Here is a 16,464-nt window from a genome sequence, read left to right as displayed (position 1 = left end):
GGGATTCCTTGTACGTGGCTCACGCGGCGAGGGGCTGGGCGCGTATGCAGCGCGCGCTGCGCCCGGCGTCGAGGGAGTGCAGCGCCGGCACGGCGGCCGTGCATTCGCTGCGCGTGTAGCTGCAGCGCGGCGCGAACGCGCAGCCCTGGGGCAGGCGTTCGAGATTCGGCGGGCTGCCGGGAATGGTGGTGAGGCGCTGGCCGCGCATGCCGGCATGCACCGTGGCGCCCAGCAGGCCCTGGGTATAGGGATGGCGGGCCGAGCGCATGATCTCGCCGGTCGTGCCCTCCTCGATGAAGCGGCCCGCATACATCACCGCAATGCGGTTGGCGACCTCGCAGGCCACGCCCAGGTCGTGGGTCACGAAGACCATGCCCATGCCCAGTTCGCGCTGCAGTTCCTTGAGCAGCAGCAGCACCTGGATCTGCACCGTGGCATCGAGCGCCGTCGTCGGCTCGTCGGCGAGCAGCAGCTTCGGGCGGCACGACAGCGCGATGGCAATCATCGCGCGCTGGCGCAGGCCGCCCGACAGCTCGTGCGGATAGGCATCGAGGCGGCGCGCGGCCGAAGGAATCTGCACCAGCTCCAGCAGCTCCAGCGCGCGCTTGCGCGCGGCCACGGCATCGAGGCCCTCATGCCGGCGCACGGTCTCGGCGATCTGCGTGCCGATGGTGAACACGGGATCGAGCGCCGTCATCGGCTCCTGGAAGATCATCGACACCGTGCCGCCGCGCAGCGCGCTCATCTCGCGCTCGCTGGCGGCGACGATGTCGTGGCCCGCGACTTTCACCGTGCCCTGCACCTGGGTGCGGGAGCCGGGGTTGAGGCGCATCAGCGCGCGCAGCGTCACGGATTTGCCCGAGCCCGACTCGCCCAGAATGCAGAGGGTTTCGCGCGCGGCCAGGTCGAAGCCGATGCCGTTGACGGCGTGCACCGTGGCATCGCGCGACACGAAGCGCACATTCAGGTCGCGTACATGGACCAGGGGTTCTTTCATGGCGGTTCTCCTTTCAGGCCGCGGCGGGCGCCAGGCTGTGGCCGCTGCCGGCCAGCGCCTTGAGGCAGGCGGCGGCGTGGTTGGCATGGCGCTGCGACAGCGGCGGCGGGGCCTCGGCGCACAGCGCCTCGGCATAGGGGCAGCGCGTGCGGAAGCCGCAGCCCGACGGGGGATTGATGGGATTGGGCGGATCGCCGACCAGCGGCGCATGGGTGCGCGAACGGTCCGGGTCATGCGAGGGCCGGCTGGCCAGCAGCGCCGTGGTGTAGGGGTGGATGGGGCTGGCGTAGATCGAGTCGACATCGCCGATCTCGGCCAGCCGGCCCAGGTACATCACCAGCACGCGGTCCGACACGTACTGCACGACGTTGAGGTCATGGCTGATGAACAGATAGGTCAGGCCGAACTTCTCCTTCAGATCCATCAGCAGGTTCAGCACCTGGGCCTCGACCGACTTGTCGAGCGCCGACACCGGTTCGTCCAGGATCACCAGCCGCGGCTGCAGCGCCAGCGCGCGCGCAATGTTCACGCGCTGGCGCTGGCCGCCCGAGAGCTGGTGCGCAAAGCGCTTGCCGAACTGCAGCGGGTTCAGGCCCACCGCATGCAGCATCTCGTGCGCGCGCTCCAGCGACTCGCGCCGGCGCAGGCCGTGCACCTGGGGCGCGAAGGCAATCGAGTCCTCGATGGTCAGGCGCGGGTTCAGCGAGGCAAAGCTGTCCTGGAACACGATCTGCACCTGGCGCCGGAAGTCCTTGAGCGGCAGCGCCACCGAACCCACCGTGAGACCGTCGAAGATGATCTCGCCGGCCGTGGGCTCCATCAGCGCCATGATCAGCCGCGAGGTCGTGGACTTGCCGCAGCCCGACTCGCCGACGATGCCCAGCGTCTCGCCCTTGCGCAGCTCGAAGCTCAGCGAATCGACGGCGCGCACGTAGCCGGTCTGGCGGCCCAGCAGATCCTTTTTCAGCGGGAAATGCTTGCTCATGTTGCGCACGGTCAGCAGCGGCTGGGCCGGGCCTCCGACGTCGGGCATGCGCTCCAGTGAACGCGGGGTGGAATCAGGCATGCGCGGTGCTCCGGTAGAGGGGGACGAAAGAACTCATGTCCGTAGACCTAAGCAATTGGCGGGCCAGCTTTCGCAAAATGTTGTACGTACTAGTTATAGCCATTGATCCATGCCGGACAAACTGCTGCACGTTCAAAAACAGGACAAACCGCACACAACTGGTGCCTCCAGCGCCTTGCGTGCACTGCAGCAATGCATGGCCATATTTGTCCAGACAGCTTTGCGAGAGACAGGTAAAGGTGGCCCGGAAGTTGCATGGACATCTTTATCCATCCCTCCAACGTCCGCCAGGAAAGACCCGCTCCATGTCCCTTCAGATCCAACGCCGTGAAATGCTTCTTGCCGGTGCCGCCTCACTCGCGCCTGCCTTCCTTGGCCTGCAGGTCGCGCAGGCCCAGACCGCCTCGGGCGTGCTGCGCGTGGGCATGACCGTGGGCGCCGTGCCCAGCGCCAACGGCGTGCCCGACCAGGGCGGCGAAGGCGCGCGCTTCATGAACATCACGCTCTATGACCAGCTCGTGGCCTGGGACCTGTCGCGCAGCGACAAGCCCGCGCAACTCACGCCCTGCCTGGCCACGGCCTGGAAGCCCGATGCCACGCGGCCCAAACGCTGGAACTTCACGCTGCGCGAAGGCGTGCGCTTCCACGACGGCCATGAGCTCGTGGCCGACGACATCGTGTTCAGCTTCGACCGCGCCTTCAAGCGCGACGCGCCCTGGTTCGACCTGCGCGCCTATGGCCAGGCGCTGCCGCAGATCCCGGGCGTGGTGGCCTGGGGCAGCGACGGCAAGCACCAGTTCTGGGTCGAGACCGCGACCATCGACGGCACCCTGCCCTATGCGCTGACCTGGCTGGGCATAGTCCACAAGGGCGCGTGGGAAGCCGCGGGCAAGGACTGGAATGCCTATGCTGGCAAGGCCGTGGGCACCGGCCCGTGGAAGATGGAAAGCTACAACCAGCGCGAGCGCGCGGTGCTGGTGCGCAACGACAAATACTGGAGCGCGGAACGCATTCCCAAGGCCGCCAAGCTGATCCTGCTGCCGATCCCCGACGCCAACGCGCGCGTCGCCGCCTTGCGCTCGGGCCAGGTCGACTTCATCGAGGCACCCGCGCCCGATGCCGTGGCCTCGCTGCGCAGCGCGGGCTTCAAGATCGTCACCAATATCTACCCGCACAACTGGACTTGGCAGCTGGCGCAGATTCCGGGCTCGCCCTGGCTCGACATCCGCGTGCGCAAGGCCGCGAATCTCGCCATCGACCGCACCGCCATGAAGTCGCTGCTGGGCGGGCTGATGATCGAAGGCCAGGGCCTGATTCCCGCCGGCCACCCCTGGCATGGCAAGCCGCAGTTCAAGCTGACGCACGACCCCGACGCCGCGCGCAAGCTGCTGGCCGAGGCCGGCTACAGCCCGCAAAAGCCGCTGCGCACCAAGGTCGCGATCTCCAACAGCGGCTCGGGCCAGATGCAGCCGCTGCCGATGAACGAGTTCATCCAGCAGAGCCTGCGCGAAGTCGGCATCGAGGTGCAGTTCGAGGTGTTCGAGTGGCAGGCGCTGATCGAGGTCTGGAAGGCCGGCGCGGGCGCGCAGGTGGCGCGCGGCTGCATGGCGCTGAACATCTCGCAGGGGCCGTTCGACCCGTTCCGCGCCTTCGCGCGCATCCTGCAGACCAATATGGCCGCGCCGGCCGGCGTCAACTGGAGCCGCTTCAGCGACCCTGAACTCGACAAGGTGTTCCTGCAGATCCAGCAGGAAACCAATACCGCCAAACAAGACGCGCTGATGGCCCAGGTGCACGCCCAGGTCGTCGACCGCGCGCTGTTCCTGTTTGCCGCGCATGACCTGAACCCGCGCGCCATCAGCCCCAAGGTCAAGGGCTTCGTCCAGGCGCAGTCGTGGTTCCAGGACCTGACGCCGATCAGCATCGGCTGAGCCGCCCGCCCTTTCGTTGCAACTGTCCTTGGCGCCTTCGCGGGCGCCGGGGACGGACACGCCCGTGCCGGTCAGCCATTGCCGTTCATCCTTCGACAAGCTCAGGACGAACGGTAGCGGATGCTGACTGGCAGAGGCCTTAACCCACTTCTCTGACCGCACCATGACCACTATCGTCGAACACACCGCACAGCAGCTGGCGCTGACCGAGGCCCTGAACCCCGCGCTCAAGGCCATGATTTCCACCAACCCGCAGGCGCTTGCCCAAGCGCGCGCCATCGAACAGCGCCAGGCCGCGGGCGCCACGCTGCCGCTGGCCGGCATGACCGTGAGCATCAAGGACAACATCGACACCGCGGGCCTGAGCACGACCATGGGCTCGGCGTTCTTCCGCGACCATGTGCCCACCAGCGATGCGCCCGTGGTGCAGCGCCTGCGCAGGGCCGGCGCGGTGATCATCGGCAAGGCCAACCTGCATGAGTTCGCGTTTGGCGGCACCACGCAGAACCCGCACCATGGCCTGGGGCGCAACCCGTGGAATGCCGATGCGATTCCGGGCGGATCGAGCGGCGGCTCGGGCTCGTCGGTGGCGGCGCACCTGTGCGATGCCTCGCTGGGCACCGACACCGGCGGCTCGATCCGCATCCCCGCCGCGCTCAATGGCGTGGCCGGGCTGCGCCCCACGCATGGCCGCGTGCCCAACAGCGGCTGCTTTCCGGTCAGCGCGGCCTACGACACCATCGGCCCGCTGGCGCGCAGCGTGGCCGACGTAGCGCGCGTGCATGAAGTCATTTCCGGCCCGGACCGCGGCGACGACTGCAGCGTCGACCAGCCCGTGACCAGTTGGGCCCAGCGCTACGCGCAAGGCGTCGAAGGCCTGCGCGTGGGCGTGCCCGAGGCCTGGGCGCTGGGCAATCTCGACCCCGAAGTCGAACGCCTGGTGCGCGCCGCGCTCGACGACCTGCGCGGCCTGGGCGTGCAGATCGTGCCCATCGAGTTGCCCGGTGCCGAGCTGGCGCAATCGCACCTGATGCCCATGGTGCAATCCGACGCCGCGGCCGTGCATGCGCAGCGCCTGAGCGATGCGCCCGGCACTTTCGGCCCCGATGTGCTCGAACGCCTGACCCAGGGCCGCGTGCTCAGCAGCCGCGAGTACGCCGACGCGATGCGCTTCAAGGAGCGCTGGCTGGTGACGCTGCGCGACACCTTCGACAAGGTCGATGTGATTCTCACACCCAGCTGCCCGGTCACCGCGCCGCTGTGCGCCGACACCGCACGCATGATCGAGACCACGCGCGGCATCTCGCGCTTCACCTATGCCTGGTCGCTGGCCGGCACGCCTGCGCTGTCCGTGCCCTGCGGCCTGGCCGCCAACGGCCTGCCCGCGGGCATCCAGCTGATCGCGCCCTGGTGGCAGGAGGCGCTGGTGCTGGCGCTGGGCGCGCACTACCAGGGCGGGACTGCGCACCATCTGGCCGTGGCGCCGATGGTGGCCGAGGCCCTTCAGCGCGCCGCTCGCCCATGAGCCATGACGTTGCCAGCGATGCCGCGCAGGCGCGCCACGGCTGGCGCGTGCTGTCGGTCACCGCGCTGGGCGTGGGCCTGTGCTTCATCAACGCCAGCACGCTGCACGTGGCGCTGCCGCTGCTGGCCCACGACCTGGGCGCGGGCCCCGAGGCCGCGAGCTGGATCCTGCTGTCGTACATGCTGGTGCTCACGGTGCTGATCCTGGTGTTCGGCCGGCTCGCCGATCTGTTTGGCCGGCGCCGGCTGTACCTGGCCGGGCTGGTGGTGCTGACCCTGGCCAGCGTGGGCTGTGGCCTGGCTGCCAGCACGCCCGCCATGCTGCTGTTCCGCTGCCTGCAGGCAGTGGGCGCGGCGGCGGTGATCGCCAACACCACGGCGCTGGTCACCGATGCGTTTCCGCCGCGGCTGCTGGGCCTGGGGCTGGGCTTCAACTCCACGCTGTCGTCGGCGGCGCAAAGCCTGGGGCCCATCGTCGGCGGCATGGTGGTGGCGACGCTGGGCTGGCGCAGCATCTTCCTGCTGAATCTGCCGCTGGGCATCATTGCCGTGCTCTGGGCCCACCGTACGCTGCGGGACGTGGTGCACCCCAGTCCCGAATCCTTCGATCTGCTCGGCGCGCTGCTGTCGATGCTGGGCCTGGGCGGTCTGGTCTATGCATTGTCGATGGGCGGACCCAAGGGTTGGGGCAGCGCGCAGGTGCTGGCCGGCAGCGCGGCCTGCGGGCTGGGCCTGCTGGGCTTCGTGTGGTCGCAGACGGTGCGCCGCCATCCCCTGGTCGACCTGCGGCTGTTTGCCGACCGCGAGCGCGCGACCTCGTACGCCAGCGTGTTCCTGTTGTGCATGGCACAGACCGCCAGCGTGCTTCTGATGGCGTTTTTCGTGCAGGCCGTGCAGGGCGCGGATGCGTTTGCCGCCGGCCTCAGCGTGGCGCCGGTGCCGGTCGGCATGATGCTGGCCTCGGCGCTGTCGGGCCGCTTCATAGGGCGCTATGCCACGCTCACGCTGCCCACGGCCGGCATGGTGCTGACCAGCGCCGGCCTGGTGCTGCTGGCCAGCCTGCTGCGGCCCGGCATCTCTGGACTGGAACTGGCCTGCGGGCTGTCGCTGATCGGCCTGGGCACGGGCCTGTTCCTGACCTCGAACAACAGCGCCATCATGGTCAGCGTCGCGCCCCAGCGCCGCGGCATCGCGAATGCGATCCGCTCGACCATGCAGAACACCGGCCTGGTGGTCGGCACCGCGCTGGCGCTGAGCATTGCCTTTGCGCCGCTGTCGCCGGCCGCGCAGCGCGCCGCCTATGCGGGCCAGCTGTCGGGCTCCAGTCCGGCCGATATCGCCGCCTTCGTCGGCGGCTGCCGCACTGCGCTCGCGGTGCTGGCCGCCTGCAGCCTGCTGGGCGTGGGCCTGTCGCTGCGCGCGCGCCAATTGCTCCAGGCCCCCCGCCCCTTCCCCGATCCCCGTTCCCATCGAAAGGACCTTGCTCCATGACTTCCTGCGTTGAACATACCGAAGCCTGCCTTGCGGCGGCGCATGAACACAACCCGCGGCTGCGCGCGCTGATCGATATCTACGACGACCAGGCGCTCGCAGCCGCGCATGCGGCCGATGCCGCGGCCGCGCGCGGCGCGAGCCTGGGGCTGCTGCATGGCATGACGGTGTCCGTCAAGGCCAACATCGACGTGGCCGGCCAGCGCACCTCGGCCGGCGCAGCGTTCCTCGCCGACAACATCCCCGCGGCCGATGCACCCGTGGTCGAGCGCCTGCGCCAAGCCGGCGCGGTGGTCGTCGGTTCGGCCAACATGGCCGAACTCGCGTTCGGCTCGCGCTCGTTCAGCGCCGTAGGCGGCCAGTGCCGCAACCCGTGGAACGAGCAGCGCATTCCCGGCGGCTCGAGCGGCGGCTCGGCGGTGAGCGTGGCCGCCAACATGTGCACCGGCTCGCTAGGTACCGACACCGGCGGCTCCGTGCGCCTGCCGGCCTGCTTCAACGGCGTCTCGGGCCTGCGGCCTACGCATGGGCGCATTCCCATCCGCGGCGTGCTGCCGGTAAGCGAGCACAACGACACCGTGGGCCCGCTGGCCCGCGACGTGCGCGACGTGGCGCGGCTGTTCGCGGTGCTGGCGGGCTTCGATGCCAAGGATGCGACTTCGGTCGATGCGCGGCTGGCGAACTTCCTGCCCACGCTGGGCGACGGCGTTGCCGGACTGACCATCGGCCTTCCCCGCAACCACTACTTCGAGTCGCTGGAGCCGGCGGTGGCGGAGGCGGTGATGGCGGCGGCGCGGCGCCTGGAGCGCGCGGGCGCGAAGCTGGTGGATGTCGACGTGCCCGGCGCCGAGCATGCGCACATGCACATGTCGCGCGCGGTTTTCTCCGATGTCTGCCATGTGTTCCACGACCGGCTGAAGAACCAGCCCGGGACCATCACCGCCTCGGTGGTGGAGCGCATGCGCCACGGCTTCGAAGTCACCGGCATCCAGTATGCCGAGGCCATGGCCTTTCGCAACCAGTTGCGGCTGGGCATGCGCGGCGTGTTCGCGCAGGTCGACCTGCTGCTGTCGCCGACCTCGCCGCTGGCTGCACCGCTGATCGAGGACGGCGCCAACCTGCTGGAAGCCACCAAGGCCGTCACGCGCAACACCTACGCCGGCGCCCTGGCCTCGCTGCCCGGGCTGTCGGTGCCCTGCGGTTTCACGCCCGAAGGCCTGCCCATCGGCCTGCAACTCGAAGCCGCATGGTGGAACGAGCCGCTGCTGCTGCGCGCCGGCGTGGCCTTCCAGCAGGACACGGACTTCCACCGGCAGCAGCCGCCGCTGCAAGGCTGAGCCCGCGCCCTCTTTGTAATGCGGCATCGGCTGACGGCGCCGCGGCCCGAAGCTGCGCAAGATCGTCCTCGAACCACATTCGAACAAGGGCGCGTGCACGATGGCCAAGCTGATCTATGTCGACGAGCAGACCGAAGGCTGGCGCCGCATGCGCCGCGGCAAGGGCTTTTCCTATGTCGCGCAAGACGGCAGCAGCATCCGCGACCCGGAGCAGCTGGCACGCATCCGCAAGCTGGCGATTCCGCCGGCCTATACCGATGTCTGGATCTGCCCCGATCCGCTGGGCCATCTGCAGGCCACGGGCCGCGACGCGCGCGGGCGCAAGCAGTACCGCTACCACGCGCTGTGGCAGGAGCAGCAGAAGCAGGCCAAGTTCGAGCGCATGCTGGAGTTCGGCCGGCGCCTGCCGGCGATCCGCCGCGCGGTGGAGCGCGATCTCGCGCAGCGCCGGCCCGGGCTGGAGCTGGTGGCGGCGGCAGTGGTGCGGCTGCTCGACCGCACCGGCATGCGCATCGGCAACGACGAGTACTCGCAGCAGAACGGCTCCTACGGCCTGACCACGCTGAAGAACCGCCACGCCAAGGCCAGCGCCACCCAGCTCACGCTGCATTTCAAGGGCAAGAGCGGCGTCATGCAGCAGGTGGCGGTGGCGGACCGGCGCGTGGCGCGCATCGTGCAGCGCTGCCAGGAACTGCCGGGCCAGCGGCTGTTCCAGTTCCTCGGCGAACAGGACGAGTTGCAGCATCTGCGCTCGGACCATGTGAACGACTACCTGCGCTCGCTGGCCGGCGAGGATTTCACCGCCAAGGATTTCCGCACCTGGCATGCGAGCGTCTGCGCCATGGAACTCGCGCTGCAGGCGCGCGCGGCCAATGCCGAGGCCGGGCGCCTGGGCGAGCCGGCGATTGCGGACATCGTCAAGCAGGTCGCGCAGCGCCTGGGCAATACCAGCGCGGTGTGCCGCAAGTTCTACATCCACCCCGAAGTGCTGAGCTATTGCGCCCGCGAGGCCGAAAGCGGCTCGCGCGCCACGCGCAAGAAGGTGGGGCTCAGCGCCACCGAATGCGCGCTGCTGCAGTTGCTAGACACCTGCAAGCCTGTGGTGCGCCGCAAGGCCGCGCCGGCGCTGGCGGCCGCATGACGGCATCGCTGCTGCGCTGAATGGCTTTGCGTCCTATGGCGCTTTGCGCGCGCCCGCGCTAGGCTCAAGGCATCCCCGGCCGGCACGGTCTTATCGTCTTCACCAACCAGAGGAGCTACGCAATGGATCCCTCCGATCACCGCGCCTATGGCGTATTCAAGCCCGTCGGGCATATGGTGGTTTCATTCCCCGATGAGGCCAGCGCCGCCAAGGGCAACGAGGCACTGACGGCGCTCGGCTACGAGCGTGCCGACATCCACCGCTACACCCCCGAGCAGATGGTGGCGCAGTGCGATGCCGACATTGCGCGCGCCAGTCCGCTGGCCGGTGTGGGGCAGGAACTGAACCTGGTCAAGGCCTACCGCGAACTGGCCGAACGCGGCTTTCACTGGCTGGTGCTGCGCGAGGACGATGACGACCGCGCACGCCGCGCCGCCGACGCCCTGCATGCCGAAGGCGCGGAACGCGCCCAGCTCTACGGCCGGTTCATCATCGAGGAGATGATCACGCGCTCGGCCGACATGCCGCAGGTGAAGGAATCGCCGGACAGCGGGCTCGATCCGCAGACGCCGTCGGGCCAGGAAAAGGAACGGGCGCATATGCGCCCGGCTGAATCATCTGACCGCGACCTGAAGCGTTGAACTCCAAGGCCGCTTGCGCGGCCTCGTGTTCTTACGCGTCGTGCGCGCGAGCTGCGTTGCGCAGCGTGCGGATCTCGTCGTGGTTGCGCTTGGCGCCTTCGTACTGGCGCTGCACCACGACGCGCACGTCGGCCGGCAGATCTTCCTTCAGCGCGTCGCGGTAGCGCTCGAGCGCCTTGTCCTCGCCGCGCTCGGCTTCCTCGAGCATGTTCAGGTCGCTGTAACCCGCCAGCGTGCCCTTGACCGCGACCCAGCCGCGGTGCGCGGCACCTGCAATCGTGCCGCCATCGGCCGCGCTCTTGCCGCCCAACTGGCCGACCAGGCCGCGCAGTTCCTCGGCGGCCTTGCGGCAGTCCTGCGAGCGTGCCAGGAAGGTCTGCTTCAGGCTGTCGGTGCGCGCATGTTCGGCGCTGGCATTGAAGCCGAATTCGCCGTCCTTGCAGTTTTCAATCAGGTCGTTGAGGGTGTCGATGACTTGCTTGTTGTCCATGGTGCGTATTCCTTTTCAATGGTTGAAACTGCCCGCTCTGCCGATGCGCCGATGAGAATCCGCTCGTGCTGAGCTTGCCTCGCCGGCCGCGTCGAAGGATCACGGTCCGGTTCTCCAGGACTGGCCCTTCATGGTTCGACGCGGCCGGTGAGGCAGGCTCACCACGAACGAGGGCCATCTGCCGTGCCTACGGCATCGGGTTGCGGGATAGGAATCATTTGACGCCAGCCCCCAGCAGCGCAGGGTCGGTCCAGACCTCAACATGGGCAAGTCCTGCGCCTACATGGACACCGTTGGCATCAGAAGCGGTGATTCAGCGTCAATTCGGTGCGCCGCCCCGTGCCCGCGAACCACTGGGTGGTGGTGTAGTAAGCCGTGGAGAAAAACGCCTTGTCGAACACATTGAACCCGCGCAGCGCCAGCGTGGTGCACGCGGTGGCCTGCCATTGCAGCGCCAGATCCGCGGTGGTGTAGGCCGGCAGCACGAGCGTGTTGGCGTGGTTGGCATAGCGCTTGCCGACATGGCGCAGTCCGCCCGACAGCACCCAGCCGGGCTGCAACTTCCAGTGGGCCCAGAGATTCGCGACCCGCTCGGGCACATCGGTGGGCACCATGCCATTGCGCGAAACCACACCGTTGCCCATGGCCTCGCTGAAATCGCCATAGCGCGCGCGCAGCAGCGCGAGATTGGCCTCGATCTGCAGCGCCTGCGTGGCCTGCAGCGACAGCGTGCTTTCCATGCCGCGTGACGAGCGCCTGCCGACCTGCAGGCGCCGGGCCGGGTTGCTGGCATCGCGCGTCACCAAGTTGTCCTTGGTGATTGCATAGGCGGCCAGGGTCCAGTCGCCGCAGCCCTGCCAGAAAGTCTGCTTGAGACCGACCTCGAACTGCCGGCCGCGGGAGACATCAAACCGCGCGTTCGCCGCCGACAGCATCAGCAGGCCGCTGACCGGGTCCGCCGCGCGCGCTACCTGCGCATAGAGCGACAGCGCGGGCCGCAGTTGGTAGACGCTGCCCAGCCGCCAGCCGACGTGCGCATAGCGGCGCTCGAACGCATCGGTTCCGGCCGCGAGGTCCTCGCGCGACAGCCGCGCATGGTCGAAGCGCGCGCCCGCCACCAGCGACCAGCGGTCCGAGAGCGCCAGCCGGTCCTCGGCAAACAGCGCGTACTGCTGCGCCCGGTTGCGCGCGCGCGGCAGGTAGGGCCCGGCGCTGAAGTAGTGGCCTGGCTGCGGGTGGAAGGGGTCCACCGGGGCGGCGCTGCCGGTGTAAGCGTCGTGGCGGTGCAGGAACGACGCCCGGTTGATGTCGAACCCCAGCGACAGCTGGTTGTCCTGCCCGAACAGCACGCTGCGGATACTCACATCGGTGGTATTGCCGGTCTGCGTCTGCGCATGGCCGATCTCGGTGTTCTCCGGCCGTTCGATCAGGCGCGTGGCGGTGTTGAAGGCATAGGTCTCGGCATTGCGCCAGTGCCGGTCGCTGGCGATGTGGTACAGCTTGCTGCGCACGATGACATGCTCATTCAAGGCCCATTGCGCGCCCAGCTCGGTCCAGCGGTCGCGCAAGCGGATATCGCTGTCTTCCACGTTGTAATTGCGCCGGCGCAGCGCCGGATCCTGCACCCCGTCGATCAAGGGCACGCCGAAATAGCGCGCCGGCGCCTGCCGGCCCTGGGCATGCGCCAGCTGCAGTTGCAGATCGGCGCTGGCATCCCAGCGCAGCGCCGCGCTCGCCATGCGGCTGCGGAAATCGCCACGCTCCACCCAGCCCCGGCCCTGCTCGCCACTCAGATCGAGCCGGTAGGACCATTGGCCGTCGATGGCGCCGCCGCTGCCCAGTGCGAATGCGCGCTGGTTTGCGCTGCCGGCCGTAGCCTGGACCTCGTTGCGCACCGGCCCGCGCGTGGGTTTCCTGGGGATGATGTTGACGACACCGCCAATTGCGCCATCGCCATGCACCACCGAGGCCGGCCCGCGCAGCACCTCGATGCGCTCGATGGCCCAGGTATCGAAGGGAAAGCTCAGGCCCACGCCGCCATACTGGCGCGTGCCGTCATACAGCCGCATCACCGCGCTGGTATGGGTGAAGCCGCGCGCCGACAGGCTCGCGCTGTTGCCGGTGTGGCCCAGGGCGGTCATGCCGGCGGCACGCGTGACGGCGTCGAGCAGCTGGCGCTCGCCGCGTGCCTGCAATTGCGCGCGCGTGAGCACTTCGGCGCTGGCCGGCGTGTCGCGCACGCTCAGGTCCAGGCGGCTGCCGGTGGCCAGCGTGCGCTCCAGCCGGCCCTCGCCCGAAGAATGGATTTCGACGGTGGGGAGTGGCGGGCGCGTCTGCGCCCAGCCCATAGGGGGGAAACCGCCCAGCGCCAACAGCGCGGAAATGGTCGAGAGCACACCGCAAGGCGATAGAAATGGACACCATGATTTCATAGTTCAAATCTATCATTTATGAAGATCAATAGCCATCCATTTCACACTGCGCCCGCAAGGCCCCGGGTGCGCCCGCCCTATGCGGCAGCCGCCGACGTCGCTCGGCGGAACTGGGGATAATCCCGGCATGCATTCCCCGCCGCCCTCCTCAGCCCTGCTGCGCCTCGTCCTGGCGTGCTATCTGCTGGTGCTGGGAGTCGCCGGCGCATCGCCGCTGATGCATCCGCAGCGCATGGAGATGGTCTGCCACGGCGACGGCGCGATGACGCTGGTGGCCGTGGACCATGACGCCGCCCAGCACACGCTCGATTGCGCGCTGTGCCTTGCGGCCTCGCTGCCGGCACCGCCGCCGCAGATGGCGCGAGCCGCCACGCAGCCGCTGGCGCCCGCGCCGGCACCGCGGCACACGGCGCAGGTGGCGGCGCGCAGCGGCGCGCGCTTTCCACCGCGCGGGCCGCCCGCACTGGCCTGAACTGCTTCCATCTGCCGCCTGGCCGCAAGCTCTGCGCGCCGCGGTCCGCATTGCGCCCTTTGCGCCCGGCCGACCGCGCCGCGCGCCGGGCGCAGGCTGTTGCATAGCAGCGCGTGCCTTCCTGTCTGCGGCGCGCGCGAACCCAGGATTTCCATGACGACCTCTCTCACGCACAACGGCCTGCGCGCCGAACGCGAACGTCGCTCCCCCGACCTCTACCGCGCGGTCTGGCGCTGGCATTTCTATGCCGGGCTGCTGGTGCTGCCGTTCCTGATCTGGCTGGCCGTCACCGGCGGCCTCTATGTGTTCAAGAACCAGATCGACGGCTTCTTCCACCAGCGGCTGCTGACCGTGGCCCAGGCCGCAACGCCGGCCCGCGCGCCCACCGAACTCGCGGCGGCGGCGCTCGCCGCGCACCCGGGCACATTGGTCAAGTACACGCCGCCGGCCAGCGCCACGCGCAGCGCCGAGGCGCTCGTGGCCACCACGGCCGGCGAACGGCTCGCGGTGTTCGTCGACCCCTACCGCGCGCAGGTGCTGGGCACGCTGCCCGACGGCGGCAGCGTGGCCTGGACCATTCGCAAGCTGCACAGCCTCAAGTACTTCGGCCCCGTGGCGCGCGGCGCGATCGAGATCGCGGCCGGCTGGGCCATCCTGCTGGTGCTGACCGGCATCTACCTGTGGTGGCCGCGCGGGCGCTCCGGCGGCGTGGTGAGCGTGCGCGGCACGCCCGCCAAGCGCCTGTTCTGGCGCGACCTGCATGCGGTCACGGGCCTGGGCGTGGGCGGCATGCTGCTGTTCCTGTCCATCACCGGCATGCCCTGGTCGGTCCTGTGGGGCAACCAGATCAACCAGTGGGCCAACGGCCACAACTACGGCTATCCGGCCGGCGTGCGCGTGCAGGTGCCAATGTCCGACATGAAGCTGGCCGATGGCGAAACGCCGGCGTGGTCGCTGCAGCAGGCGCGGCTGCCGGAATCAGGACATGAGGAACATGAAGGCCATGAAGACCACGACGGCCATTCCGGCCATGACGGCCACGAAGGGCACATGGCGCATGCGGGCCATGCAGCGCCGCAGATGCCCGCGCCGCCCTCGGCCCTGAGCCTCGACCAGGCCGTGGCCGCCTTCGACCGCCTGGGCCTCGCGCCCGGCTATGCGGTGCAGATGCCGCGCGGGGCGCAGGGCGTGTATTCGGGCTCGGTCTATCCGGGCGACCTGTCGCGCCAGCGCGTGGTGCATCTGGACCAATACAGCGGCAAGCCGCTGCTGGACATGTCCTATGCCGACTACGGGCCCATGGGCCGGGCGCTGGAGTGGGGCATCAATGTGCACCTGGGCATGGAATGGGGCGTGTTCAACCAGGCACTGCTGGTCGTGACCTGCCTGGGCATCGTGCTGCTGTGCGCCAGCGCCGCCGTGATGTGGTGGAAGCGCCGCCCCGCGGGCCGCCTGGGCGTGCCGCCGCAGCCGGCGAACCGCAAGCTGCAGGCGGGAGTGCTGGCGCTGCTGCTGGTGGGCGGTGCACTCTTCCCGCTGGTTGGCGCCTCGATGCTGGTGATGGCGCTGCTCGACTGGCTGGCCTTCGCGCGGCGCGTGCAGCCGGCCTGAGCCGGGCGCCCCTAGCCGGGTGCCCCTCGCCGGGCGCCCCTCGCCGGGCGCCCCGTCCGACATCGTGACGGCAGCCTTTCCAGCGCCATCCCGCTGGATAATGCATGGAGACGCCACTCCGGATTCTTCAGCGATGCAGAACAGCGAGCACTTGTTTCAGCAAAAGAGCTTCTCCCAGCTGCGGCCGGTGGCCATCCTGTGCAAGGTGATTGCCACGCTGGCGTGCCTGGTGATCCTGTTGCTGGTGGATATCCACCATGACGTACCCAGCGCGCTGTATCTGTGGGTGATTCTGGCGGGCCTGTGCTGCTGGGCCGCGACCAAAGTCCGCTCGGTGGGCACCCTGTTCATCCTGTCCACCACGGTGCTGGCCATCAGCGCGGGCTGCCTGGCGCAGGTGGCGCTGATCATCGGCCATCCCGATTACTGGCTGCTGCCGATCGGCTTGATGCTGAGCCTGCCCAGCGCCGCCATCCATATCCGGCCGCTGCACTACCTGCTGTCCGGCGCGTTGATCTGGGCCACCGACTTCTATGTCATCCAGCCGCAGTTCGAGCGCCCGCTCGACGCGCTGCTGACGCTGCTGGCCGTCGGCGGCGCGCTGCTCACGGGGGTCGCGGTCTGCAGCGCCTACCGCCACATCCGGCGCACGGTGTTCGAGTTGCAGCAGCAGCTGCATGCGCTCGCCTACCAGGATACGTTGACCGGCCTGCCCAACCGCCGGGCCTTCATGGAGGAAGTCGAGGGCACCGGCGGGCGCGGCTTCTTCCTGATGATAGACATCGACGACTTCAAGCAGATCAACGACAGGCTGGGCCATGCGGCCGGCGACCAGGTGCTGGTGGAAGTCGGCAAGATCCTGCGCGCCACCAGCCCGCGCCACCCGATCGCACGCCTGGGCGGCGAGGAGTTTGCGGTCGCGGCCAGCGTGCCCGACCTGGCCGGCGCGCAGTTGCTGGCGCAGGCCATTGTCGATGCCGTGCATGCGCTCCAGACGCATGGCCTGCCGCTGTCCGTGAGCATCGGCGTGGCCGAGCGCCGCCTGGGCGAAGCTGCGGCCAGCTGGATGCACCGCGCCGACGGCGCGCTGTACGCGGCAAAGATGGCAGGCAAGAACCGCTTTGTCGCGGTGGATTGAGCCGGCTCGGGGCGCCCTGCCGCTGCTCAATGCCATCACCACCGACCGGCACCTCGTGCATTCCCTGCGCGCCGGCGACTGGGTGATGGGCGGCTTCGACCTGTCCGCGCTGGCGCTGGGCCTGGCGTTTGCACTGTGGGCCTGGCGGGCGCGCATGGACTTCGCGCCCGCGCTTGCCACCTAGCTGGGACTG

14 protein-coding genes are annotated in these 16,464 nt (G+C 69.1%); 10 read left to right on the top strand and 4 right to left on the bottom strand.

Annotation, left to right across the window (positions count from 1 at the left end):
- Positions 1–19: 19 nt before the first annotated feature.
- Positions 20–997 (bottom strand): ABC transporter ATP-binding protein, encoded by a 978-nt coding sequence (locus HUK68_RS03125; protein WP_175502874.1) that lies wholly within the window; start codon positions 995–997, stop codon positions 20–22.
- A 13-nt stretch (positions 998–1,010) separates the two neighbouring features.
- Complete coding sequence (locus HUK68_RS03120) at positions 1,011–2,063, bottom strand: ABC transporter ATP-binding protein (RefSeq protein ID WP_175502873.1); 1,053 nt, start codon at positions 2,061–2,063, stop codon at positions 1,011–1,013.
- Between the two features lie 305 nt (positions 2,064–2,368).
- Here HUK68_RS03120 and HUK68_RS03115 point away from each other — a divergent pair, with 305 nt between their 5' ends.
- The 6 genes from HUK68_RS03115 (at position 2,369) to HUK68_RS03090 (ending at position 10,128) form a co-directional block, all read left to right on the top strand.
- Positions 2,369–3,994 (top strand): ABC transporter substrate-binding protein, encoded by a 1,626-nt coding sequence (locus HUK68_RS03115; protein WP_208458678.1) that lies wholly within the window; start codon positions 2,369–2,371, stop codon positions 3,992–3,994.
- Between the two features lie 163 nt (positions 3,995–4,157).
- Positions 4,158–5,519, top strand: coding sequence for an amidase (locus HUK68_RS03110; protein WP_175502872.1), 1,362 nt, complete (start codon positions 4,158–4,160; stop codon positions 5,517–5,519).
- A complete protein-coding gene (locus HUK68_RS03105; RefSeq protein ID WP_175502871.1) occupies positions 5,516–7,009 on the top strand; it encodes an MFS transporter in 1,494 nt (497 codons plus the stop codon). Before HUK68_RS03110 ends, HUK68_RS03105 begins: the two co-directional genes overlap by 4 nt.
- A complete protein-coding gene (locus tag HUK68_RS03100) occupies positions 7,006–8,346 on the top strand; it encodes an amidase (protein ID WP_175502870.1) in 1,341 nt (446 codons plus the stop codon). Before HUK68_RS03105 ends, HUK68_RS03100 begins: the two co-directional genes overlap by 4 nt.
- A 100-nt stretch (positions 8,347–8,446) precedes the next feature.
- Positions 8,447–9,487, top strand: coding sequence for a DNA topoisomerase IB (locus HUK68_RS03095; RefSeq protein WP_175502869.1), 1,041 nt, complete (start codon positions 8,447–8,449; stop codon positions 9,485–9,487).
- Between the two features lie 122 nt (positions 9,488–9,609).
- The gene (locus HUK68_RS03090; RefSeq protein WP_175502868.1) at positions 9,610–10,128 is read left to right on the top strand and encodes a hypothetical protein; all 519 of its coding nucleotides are present in this window, start codon (positions 9,610–9,612) and stop codon (positions 10,126–10,128) included.
- 31 nt (positions 10,129–10,159) lie between these two features.
- On the opposite strand, the gene HUK68_RS03085 is transcribed toward HUK68_RS03090, so the two are convergent.
- Together HUK68_RS03085 and HUK68_RS03080 are read right to left on the bottom strand one after the other, a co-directional pair.
- Complete coding sequence (locus tag HUK68_RS03085) at positions 10,160–10,618, bottom strand: PA2169 family four-helix-bundle protein (RefSeq protein WP_175502867.1); 459 nt, start codon at positions 10,616–10,618, stop codon at positions 10,160–10,162.
- Positions 10,619–10,917: 299 nt separating this feature from the next.
- Positions 10,918–12,966: a TonB-dependent receptor gene (locus HUK68_RS03080; RefSeq protein WP_175505713.1), complete on the bottom strand. Its 2,049-nt coding sequence runs from the start codon at positions 12,964–12,966 to the stop codon at positions 10,918–10,920.
- A gap of 211 nt (positions 12,967–13,177) precedes the next feature.
- Between HUK68_RS03080 and HUK68_RS03075 the strand changes: the two genes are divergently transcribed.
- From HUK68_RS03075 to HUK68_RS03060, 4 genes are all read left to right on the top strand, one after another.
- The gene (locus HUK68_RS03075; RefSeq protein WP_175502866.1) at positions 13,178–13,522 is read left to right on the top strand and encodes a DUF2946 domain-containing protein; all 345 of its coding nucleotides are present in this window, start codon (positions 13,178–13,180) and stop codon (positions 13,520–13,522) included.
- Positions 13,523–13,675: 153 nt separating this feature from the next.
- On the top strand, positions 13,676–15,133 hold the full coding sequence (locus tag HUK68_RS03070; RefSeq protein WP_175502865.1) for a PepSY-associated TM helix domain-containing protein: 1,458 nt from the start codon (positions 13,676–13,678) through the stop codon (positions 15,131–15,133).
- A gap of 151 nt (positions 15,134–15,284) precedes the next feature.
- Entirely contained in the window at positions 15,285–16,271 is a 987-nt protein-coding gene (locus tag HUK68_RS03065) for a GGDEF domain-containing protein (RefSeq protein WP_175502864.1), read from the top strand.
- The gene (locus HUK68_RS03060; RefSeq protein ID WP_175502863.1) at positions 16,255–16,455 is read left to right on the top strand and encodes a hypothetical protein; all 201 of its coding nucleotides are present in this window, start codon (positions 16,255–16,257) and stop codon (positions 16,453–16,455) included. Before HUK68_RS03065 ends, HUK68_RS03060 begins: the two co-directional genes overlap by 17 nt.
- The last annotated feature ends 9 nt before the right edge of the window (positions 16,456–16,464 follow it).

The sequence above is a fragment of the Comamonas antarctica genome (genome assembly GCF_013363755.1).
Classification (GTDB): Bacteria; Pseudomonadota; Gammaproteobacteria; order Burkholderiales; family Burkholderiaceae_C; genus Comamonas; species Comamonas antarctica.
This window is presented reverse-complemented; position numbering and strand designations above follow the sequence as displayed.

Bases quoted from the DNA above. Each gene is read 5' to 3' on its own strand.
- HUK68_RS03125 (WP_175502874.1), bottom strand. From the start codon at position 997: ATGAAAGAACCCCTGGTCCATGTACGCGACCTGAATGTGCGCTTCGTG.
- HUK68_RS03120 (WP_175502873.1), bottom strand. From the start codon at position 2,063: ATGCCTGATTCCACCCCGCGTTCACTGGAGCGCATGCCCGACGTCGGA.
- HUK68_RS03115 (WP_208458678.1), top strand. From the start codon at position 2,369: ATGTCCCTTCAGATCCAACGCCGTGAAATGCTTCTTGCCGGTGCCGCC.
- HUK68_RS03110 (WP_175502872.1), top strand. From the start codon at position 4,158: ATGACCACTATCGTCGAACACACCGCACAGCAGCTGGCGCTGACCGAG.
- HUK68_RS03105 (WP_175502871.1), top strand. From the start codon at position 5,516: ATGAGCCATGACGTTGCCAGCGATGCCGCGCAGGCGCGCCACGGCTGG.
- HUK68_RS03100 (WP_175502870.1), top strand. From the start codon at position 7,006: ATGACTTCCTGCGTTGAACATACCGAAGCCTGCCTTGCGGCGGCGCAT.
- HUK68_RS03095 (WP_175502869.1), top strand. From the start codon at position 8,447: ATGGCCAAGCTGATCTATGTCGACGAGCAGACCGAAGGCTGGCGCCGC.
- HUK68_RS03090 (WP_175502868.1), top strand. From the start codon at position 9,610: ATGGATCCCTCCGATCACCGCGCCTATGGCGTATTCAAGCCCGTCGGG.
- HUK68_RS03085 (WP_175502867.1), bottom strand. From the start codon at position 10,618: ATGGACAACAAGCAAGTCATCGACACCCTCAACGACCTGATTGAAAAC.
- HUK68_RS03080 (WP_175505713.1), bottom strand. From the start codon at position 12,966: ATGGGCTGGGCGCAGACGCGCCCGCCACTCCCCACCGTCGAAATCCAT.
- HUK68_RS03075 (WP_175502866.1), top strand. From the start codon at position 13,178: ATGCATTCCCCGCCGCCCTCCTCAGCCCTGCTGCGCCTCGTCCTGGCG.
- HUK68_RS03070 (WP_175502865.1), top strand. From the start codon at position 13,676: ATGACGACCTCTCTCACGCACAACGGCCTGCGCGCCGAACGCGAACGT.